The sequence below is a fragment of the Gemmatimonadota bacterium genome, assembly GCA_016209965.1.
Taxonomy (GTDB): domain Bacteria; phylum Gemmatimonadota; class Gemmatimonadetes; order Longimicrobiales; family RSA9; genus JACQVE01.
Genome location: JACQVE010000117.1, coordinates 1 through 8,123 on the forward strand (window position 1 = coordinate 1; position 8,123 = coordinate 8,123).

Sequence of the window (8,123 nt, forward strand, 5' to 3'; positions counted from 1 at the left end):
CAAGCTGGAGGATGTGGAGCCGTATCTGCTGGACGTACGCGGCCATCGCGAGACGCCGCGCGAGATTGTGGAGGAGGTGCGGGAGCGCTATCACCGCATCGGCGGCCGCTCGCCGATCCTCGAGCAGACTTGGGCACAGGCCGCCGCACTGGAGGCGGCGCTGAATCGAGGGGGGGAGGGCCGGCGTGGCGCGACCGGTGGTGAAGGCGACGAGGAACCCCGCTTCCGCGCCTTCGTGGGCATGCGCCACTGGCACCCGCTCATCGCCGGGACACTGGCGGACATGGCGGCCGCGGGCATCCGGCGCGCCGTCGGGCTGGCCATGGCTCCCCATTACTCGCGTCTGAGCATCGGCGCCTACTTCCGGAAAGTGGAGGAGGCCGGCGCCGGCATCGCGGTCGCGGCCATCGAGCGCTGGGGTCTGCTGCCCGGATATCTGGATGCGCTGGCGCAGCACGTACGCGCGGCACTGGAGCGCTTCCCCGCCCAGGCGCGCGACGAGGTCGGCGTCATCTTCACGGCGCACAGCCTGCCCCAGCGGATCCTGGACTGGGGGGATCCTTACCCGCAGGAGCTGCGCGCCACAGTCGAGGCGGTGATGCAGCGGCTGGGCCCCCGCCCGCACGAGTTCGCCTTCCAGAGCGCGGCCATGACGCCCGACCCCTGGCTCGGCCCGGATGCGGGGGAGGTGATCGAGCGCTGGGCAGCCGAGGGGCGGCGCCATATCCTGATTGCCCCCATCGGCTTCGTCACCGAGCACGTCGAGATCCTGTACGACGTGGACATCGTGTTCCGCGAGCAGGCGGCCGCGCTGGGCGTCCACCTCGAGCGCATCGACATGCTGGGTACTGCGCCGCGAATGATCGAGGGGCTGGCGGCTCTGGTCCGCGAGCGGGCGCAGGAGGCGGGGTGGCTGTAAGGGGGGAGGCCGGCCGCCCTCGCGTCGTGGTGGTGGGCGGCGGCATTGCCGGGCTCGCCGCCGCGCACCGGCTGGCGCGCCGGGCGCCCGGGCTCGATCTGATCTTGCTCGAAGCAGCCGGCCGGCTGGGTGGCAAGATCCTCACGGAGCACGAGCGGGGCTTCACTATCGAGGCCGGGCCCGACCTGTTCCTGGGCTCGAAGCGCGGCGGCGTCGAACTGTGCCGGGAGGTGGGACTTGCGGACCGCTTGCACGGCCCCAACCCCCGGCTGCGCCGCAGCTACGTCTTCCGCCGCGGCCGCCTGTATCCCCTGCCGGAAGGGCTGAGCGGCCTGATCCCCGCCCGCCTCGGCCCCCTGCTCACCACTCCGCTGATCTCGCCGCTGGGCAAGCTGCGCATGGCGCTCGAGTACTTCCTGCCGCCGCGGGGCGGGTCCGCGGACGAGGCGCTGGCCCACTTCATCAGCCGGCGGCTGGGCCGCGAGCTCTACGATCGGCTGGTCGAGCCGCTCATGGCCGGCATCTACGCAGGTGATGGCCGCGAGCTGAGCCTGGCCGCCACCTTCCCGCAGCTCCGTCAGCTCGAGCTCGAGCACGGCGGGCTGCTGCGCGGGATCCTGGCGCGGAGGCGGAAGTGGGCGAAGTCGGCGCGGAATGGAGCGGCCGGTCCCCGCCCGACGAGCGGCTCTGCTGCGGATTCGCGGAACGATCAGCCGCCCGCGGGGCCCGACTTCCTTACGCTGCCGAACGGGCTGACCGAGCTGGTGCGAGCGCTGGAGGACGCCTTGCGCGCGGCCGGCGCCCAGGTGCTGCTCGAGGCCAGGGCAGAGCGGATCGCGCCCGCGCAACGATCCGACGCCGGCGGCTACGCGCTGGGGCTGGCCGGCGGCCGCACGGTTGCCGCCGACGCCGTGATCCTGGCCACGCCCGCCTGGGCCGCCGCCGACCTGCTCGAGCCGCTCGACCCGGGTCTGGCCGCGCCGCTGCGAGAGATTCCCTACGTCTCCGTGGCCACGGTCTCGCTCGGCTTCCCCCTCGAGGCTGTGCCCCGCCCGCTGGATGGCTACGGCTACATCGTGCCTCGCACGGAGCGGCGCCCCGTACTCGCCTGCACCTGGAGCTCCAGCAAATTCCCGGGGCGCGCACCCGAGGGGTGGGCCCTCGTCCGCACGTTCCTGGGGCGCGCCGGCGACGACCCGATTACGGAGCTGGGCGAGGCGGACCTGCTGCGGCTGGCTCGCGAGGAGCTGCGCGCCGTGCTGGGAATCACGGCCGAGCCCGGAATCGCGCGCGTCCACCGCTGGCCGCGCGCCATGCCGCAGTACACGCTGGGCCACCTGGACCGCCTGGCCCGCATGGGCCGCGCGCTAACGGCGCACCCCCGGCTGTTCCTGGCCGGCCACGCCTACCGCGGCCTGGGCATGCCGGACTGCATCCAGTCGGGGGAGGAGGCGGCGGAAGCCGTGATCCGCGCCTTGCCCGCGGCGGACGCGATCCTTGCCGCGGGCAGACTGTGGCAGCCATGATAGACTTGCGCTGACCCCCGATTAGCTCCCCCCGGCAAGGCAGGACCCGATGAGGACGGACGCGCCCGTCGACCGCCGCCACTTCCTGGCCTACTTCTCCGCCATGGGCTTCTCCGGCAGCCTCTTCCCTGGCGTGCTCTGGGCGCGGCTGCAGCAGGAGCGTGAGATCACGAAGCAAATGGTCGCCGAGGCCGAGAAGGTCGCAGGGCTCGAGTTCACGGACGCGCAGCGCGAGGAGATGCTGCGGGGGCTCAACCAGAACGCGCGGGCGTACGCACAGCTCCGGAACGTGGCCCTCGAGAACGCCGTCCCGCCGGCCATCCAGTTCGACCCGGTGCTCCCGGGGATGGAGGTCCCGAGCGAGGTGAAGAAGTTCCGCCCGAGCAAAGTGGAGAAGGTCCGCCGCCCCGCGAACTTCGAGGAGGCGGCGTTCTGGCCGGTCACCCACCTCGCGGAGCTGGTCCGTACCCGGCAGGTCACGGCCGCCGAACTCACGCGCATGTACCTCGACCGGCTGAAGCGTTACGGCGAGAAGCCGCTCGAGGCGGTGGTCACGCTGACGGAGGAGCGGGCGATCGAGCAGGCCGCCCGCGCCGACCAGGAGATCCGGCGCGGCCGCTACCGCGGCCCACTGCACGGCATCCCCTGGGGCGCCAAGGACCTGCTCGCGGTGAAGGGCTACCGCACGACCTGGGGCGCCAAGCCCTACGAGAGTCAGGTGATCGAGGAGGATGCAACCGTGGTGCGGCGGCTCGACGAGGCGGGCGCCGTCCTGGTCGCCAAGCTGACGCTCGGCGCGCTGGCCCAGGGCGACGTCTGGTACGGGGGCATGACGCGCAACCCCTGGAAGCTGGACCAGGGGTCGAGCGGCAGTTCCGCCGGCCCGGCCGCCGCCACGGTCGCGGGGCTCGTCGGCTTCGCCATCGGCAGCGAAACCCTGGGCTCGATCGTATCCCCCTCGACGCGGACGGGGGCGACGGGGCTCCGGCCAACTTTCGGGCGAGTCAGCCGCCACGGCGCCATGGCGCTCGCGTGGAGCATGGACAAGATCGGGCCGCTCTGCCGCAGCGTCGAGGACTGCGCGCTGGTGCTGCGCGCGATCCAGGGCCCGGACGGCAAGGACCCTGCGGCACGCGACGTCCCCTTCAACTGGGACGCCAATGTGAAGCCGGCCGACCTCCGGATCGGCTTGCTGAAGAGCGCGTTCGAGGCGGAACGCGAGAACAAAGCGTTCGACGACGCGGCGCTCGAGGTCCTCCGCTCGCTCGGCGCGAAGCTCACACCCTTCGAGCTGCCCGCGGACTACCCCGTCGCCGCGCTCCGCTTCATCCTGAGCGCCGAGGCGGGCGCGGCCTTCGGCGGGCCCGCGCTCTCCGGCGAGCTGGACACCATGGAGCGGAGCTCCTGGCCCAACACCTTCCGCCAGGCGCGCTTCATCCCGGCGGTCGAGTACATCCAGGCGAACCGCGTGCGCACGCTCCTCATGCGCGCCATGCACCAGGCGATGAAGGGGTTCGACGTGGTGGTCGCACCGTCCTTCGCGCAGAACCTGCTCCTGCTCACCAACCTGACCGGGCACCCGACGGTCGTGCTGCCCAACGGCTTCACGCCGGCGGGGACGCCCGTGAGCCTGTCCTTCGTGGGGAAGCTGTGGGGTGAGGCCGAGGCGCTGGCGCTGGCCAGGGCGTATCAGGATGCGACCGGGTTCCACCTGAAGCAGCCGGCAGGGTTGGCTTGAGCGAGCAGGCGCTCGTGGCCGGCACCGCCTTCGCTGCCTGGCCCGCACCGGACCGCCCGCCTATCGCAGCGGCGCACCCTGTTCCAGCCAGCGCCGGAGCAGCTCGCGCTCCGGGGGCGTCATCCACGTCTTGTTGCCGGGCGGCATGGTCTCGGTCAGCACGGCGCGGGCCAGGATCCGGTCCGCTCGGGCGAGGATCTGCTCGGGGGTGTCGAAGGCGACGCCGGCCGGTGAGGCGCCGAAGCTGGGGTCCGCCGGGTTCGCCGAATGGCAGGCGGCGCAACGCCGGTCAATGACGCTGCGGGCCGTGCTGAACGCGACGTCGCCTCCCACGTCCTGGGGGCCCGCGCCTGCTACGCGACTGCCCGGGCCCGCCGGCCGCGCGCCGGCCAGGTACAACGCTGCAGCCCCGGCCGCGGCGGTGGCCGCTAGCGCCGGGACCCAGCGGCGATAGGTGAAGCGGATGTTCATGAGGTGGCGCACCACCGCCCCGCCCGCCAGCAATATCCACAGTACCAGCCAGTTCCGCTCGTGGCCGTACAAGCCGGGGAAATGGCTGCTCACCATGAGCACGATAACGGGGAAGGTCATGTAGTTGTTGTGGATCGAGCGCTGCTTGGCGCGGGCGGCGACCGCGGCGTCCGGCGTCGCCCCGGCGCCCACGGCCTGTACCAGTTGGCGCTGCGCCGGCATGATCTTCGTGGCCACGTTCCCGGCCATGAGCGTTCCCAGCATGGCGCCCATTTGCAGGAACGCGGCGCGCCCACTGAGCACGTGCGGCAGTGCCAGGCCGGCAGCCAGCAAGATGGCCAGGGACAGGAAGGTTGCAGCTCGCTCGCGCCGCACTAGGGGCCAGGCCCAGATCAACTCGTAGACGGCCCAGCCAGCGACAAGCAGGCCGGCGCTGAGCAGGATCGCGGCACCCGGCCCGATGCCCGAGACGGCCGGGTCCACGAGCAGCGCGCCGCCGCTCACGTAGTAGACCACCAGCAGCAGGCAGGCGCCGCTCAGCCACGTCGTGTACGCCTGCCACTTGAACCAGTGCAGCGGGCGGGGCAGCTCGCCGCCCTCGAGCGGCGTCTTCTGCACCAGATAGAACCCGCCGCTGTGGATCAGCCACGCCTCGCCCTGAAAGCCGCGCCCGGTTTCCCGGGGCGGGAGGAGGTTCCGGTCCAGCCAGTTGAAGAGCAGGGAATTGCCGATCCACATGATCCCCGCGATCACATGCACCCAGCGCAGCAGCAGGTCCAGCAGCTCCCTCAGTTGCGGCTCCATGCCTCGCCCCTGCGCCTACCGCGGTTCTCCGGCATTGCGCGATGCACGGTCTCGGACAACCTGCTCATGTGTTCTCTTCGTTCTCCGTGTTCTCGGCGTCTCCGCGTGAGACTACGTCACGGGCTCGTCACAAATAGTGTGGGTGAGTACCAGTGCACCGGCTCCATTCCGGATGACAGGTGCGGGCCCCGCGGCCCATCATACTGGCCGCCGGTTCCTCGAGATCCGCATGAACGACCGCCCGCGCACCTCCTCCAGCGTGAGCCCGGTGCGCTGCGCCGCCTCCGCTTCCGTGACCGCGCCGCAGTTGACGGCGCGCAGGAAGAAATTGAGCAGCCCCTGGCCCGTGGCGGCGTCGTCAAAGACCTGGCCGAGCAGCGTCGCCTGCGCTGCCTTGCCCACGAAGTTGCGCAGCCGCTCGCCCGCCGCGTCCAGCCCGTCCAGGAAGAAGGCGTACACGGCGGCGTAGCGCGTCGGAAGCTGCGCCGGGTGCAGGTCCCACCCCTGGTAGAAGCCGGTCACCAGCGAGTGCTGGATGTCCTGGTAGTGTAGCCGCCAGGCACGGTGCACCGTGGCGCGGCTCTCCTCCACCTGCTCGCGTGTCAGCGGCCGCTCGGCTGACTCGGCCCGGTGCGGCGGCACCGGCAGGATGGCGGTCGAGCCGTCGGACAGCCAGATGCCCGTCCCCGCGAACGCCGCCTGCATCATGTGCTTCGCGAAATCACAGGCCGCGTGACGCATTTGCTGGTGCGCGGCGGTGATTCCGCAGGCCGCCGTGTAGTCGTACGTGCCGAAGTGTGCCGCGATCACGCGACCGCGCCCCGCCTCCGCGAGCCGCAGCAGTGGGGAGCGGCCCTCGCCGTCCAGCACCGCTTGCGGCGTTTCGATCATGAGCTCACAGTGCAGCGACCCGGGCTCGAGCCCGAGCCGCGGCTCGAGTAGCTCCAGCACGTCCGCCAGGAAGCCGATCTGCTCCGGCACCGTGACCTTGGGAAGAGTGATGACGAAGTTCGGGGGCAGTGCGCCGCCGGCCTCGGCTAGCAGGGTGCTCAGGAAGACGTCCAGCGTGCGGATCGCGCGACTGCGCGTTTCCTCCGTGAGCGGCTTGATTCGGATGCCGATGAAGGGCGGCAGCGTCCCCTCCATCAGGCCCCGCGCCACCTGCGCCGCCGCCGCGGCCGCGTGGCCGTCCTCCTCCGGGTCCGGCCGGTGGCCGTAGCCGTCCTCGAAATCGATGCGGAAGTCCTCGACCGGCTCCGTGCGCAGCTTGGCCAGCACCCGGGCGTACACGGTCTCAGCCAGCCACGCTGCGCGCTCCTCGTGCCGCGCGGCCTGCGCGTCGGCTTCGGGCCGGGTGTGCTGTGGCGCGGGCTCGGCCGGTACTTCCGTCAGCCGCTGGGCGCCTGGCAGCCCGAGCGCGCGGGCAAAGGCCGCAGCATCCGGGGCGTACTGCTCGAGCGCGCCCAGTGCCCGCGCCCCCAGCTTGGCAGCCGAGTCGTAACGGAAGAGGTGCCCCCCGCCATACACCGTGTGCACCGGCTGCCGGCGCCCGGACTCGCCCGGATAACGGGCAGCGAAGGCGAGGTTCGCGCGCTCGAGCGGCGGCACGAGCTGCGCCGTCGCGTCAGGCGGCAGCGTCGTCTTCATTTCACGTTCTCCTCGGGGGCCCAGCGTTCGCGCCGGCGCACAAGCTGCGCGACCAGAAGTTGGCAACCGCTCAGGCGTTGTAGATCAGGCCCTTCCGCCGGCGGTACAGTTCGAGAACGGCACGGGCATCCTCGCGGCACACGTCGCGCACCACCTCGATCCCCCGCGCCGCCAGGTAAGCGTACGACTCGGGGAAGACCGGCCCTTCGTCGAACTCGAGCTTCCCCGCGTCCTCTCGGCTGGCGCCGAAAACCAGCCGCCGCACGCCGCTCCACAAGCTGGCGCCCAGACACATGGCGCACGGCTCGCAGGAGCTGGCTAGCTCGTGCGCCGGCATGCCCGCCGCCCGCAGCGTGAACGACTGCAGCCGCGCCTGCGCCATCATGAACGCTACCAGCTCTCCGTGCAGCGAGGAGTTGTGCAGCCGCACCACCAGGTTCATCCCCACCGCCACCAGCCGCCCGCTCTCCGAGTCGAAGATGGCGGCCCCGAACGGACCACCAGTCTCGTGCAGCACGTTCTGCCGCGCCAGCTCGATGGCCAACCCCAGGCGCTGCTGGTCCGTGGTGTAGATGCTGTCCCAGTCGACGTAAGCCTGCACCCAGTCCGGGTACTCGATGTGGATAGCTGGAAACTTCACGAGCTTTGCCTGGAAAATGTGTCCGAAAATGGCCAATGTCGGAGGGCCGTCTCGGGATGACAAGAGTCTCTCCCGCCGGGAACCCTTGTCAAGCCGACCACAACCCTCTTAGGGTTCCTCAGGGAATCCCTATGCCATCCAGAAATCTGCTAGCGAGCGGAATGCTCGTCCTCCTCTCCGCCTGTGCCGGCACGCGGCAGCCGGACCCGGCGTACGACCTGCTGATCCGTGGCGGTGTCGTCGTGGACGGCACGGGCGCGCCGGGCTATCCCGCGGACGTGGCCGTGCGCGGCGGCCGCATCGCGCTGGTCTCGCGCGCGGCGCTCCCCCGCGCGTCCGCCCGTCGCGTGATCGACGCCACGGGCAAGGTGGTCGCGC

The 8,123-nt window shown here is 71.4% G+C and carries 7 protein-coding genes; 4 read left to right on the plus strand and 3 right to left on the minus strand.

All coding sequences use genetic code 11. The features are described 5' to 3' along the window. From hemH to HY703_04945, 3 genes are all read left to right on the plus strand, one after another. Positions 1–919 (plus strand): ferrochelatase (hemH, locus tag HY703_04935; protein ID MBI4544520.1); only part of this gene is annotated, 919 nt, incomplete at its 5' end. Beyond that, the gene (hemG, locus tag HY703_04940) at positions 910–2,445 is read left to right on the plus strand and encodes a protoporphyrinogen oxidase (protein ID MBI4544521.1); all 1,536 of its coding nucleotides are present in this window, start codon (positions 910–912) and stop codon (positions 2,443–2,445) included. The genes hemH and hemG, both read left to right, overlap by 10 nt. 49 nt (positions 2,446–2,494) lie before the next feature. After that, positions 2,495–4,183 (plus strand): amidase, encoded by a 1,689-nt coding sequence (locus HY703_04945; protein ID MBI4544522.1) that lies wholly within the window; start codon positions 2,495–2,497, stop codon positions 4,181–4,183. A gap of 60 nt (positions 4,184–4,243) precedes the next feature. Here HY703_04945 and HY703_04950 read toward each other — a convergent pair whose 3' ends face one another. The 3 genes from HY703_04950 to HY703_04960 form a co-directional block, all read right to left on the minus strand. Continuing rightward, positions 4,244–5,458 carry a urate hydroxylase PuuD gene (locus tag HY703_04950; protein ID MBI4544523.1) on the minus strand — a complete coding sequence of 405 codons (1,215 nt, stop codon included), beginning with the start codon at positions 5,456–5,458 and terminating at the stop codon, positions 4,244–4,246. A 198-nt stretch (positions 5,459–5,656) separates the two neighbouring features. Continuing rightward, positions 5,657–7,105: a phosphoenolpyruvate kinase gene (locus HY703_04955; GenBank protein MBI4544524.1), complete on the minus strand. Its 1,449-nt coding sequence runs from the start codon at positions 7,103–7,105 to the stop codon at positions 5,657–5,659. A 70-nt stretch (positions 7,106–7,175) separates the two neighbouring features. After that, complete coding sequence (locus HY703_04960; protein ID MBI4544525.1) at positions 7,176–7,745, minus strand: nucleoside deaminase; 570 nt, start codon at positions 7,743–7,745, stop codon at positions 7,176–7,178. 161 nt (positions 7,746–7,906) lie between these two features. Between HY703_04960 and HY703_04965 the strand changes: the two genes are divergently transcribed. Beyond that, the coding region (locus HY703_04965) for a hypothetical protein (GenBank protein ID MBI4544526.1) at positions 7,907–8,123 on the plus strand (217 nt) is incomplete at its 3' end.

Excerpts from the sequence above, each read along its gene's own strand:
- HY703_04955 (MBI4544524.1), bottom strand. The coding sequence starts at position 7,105 with ATGAAGACGACGCTGCCGCCTGACGCGACGGCGCAGCTCGTGCCGCCG.
- HY703_04950 (MBI4544523.1), bottom strand. The coding sequence starts at position 5,458 with ATGGAGCCGCAACTGAGGGAGCTGCTGGACCTGCTGCTGCGCTGGGTG.
- HY703_04945 (MBI4544522.1), top strand. The coding sequence starts at position 2,495 with ATGAGGACGGACGCGCCCGTCGACCGCCGCCACTTCCTGGCCTACTTC.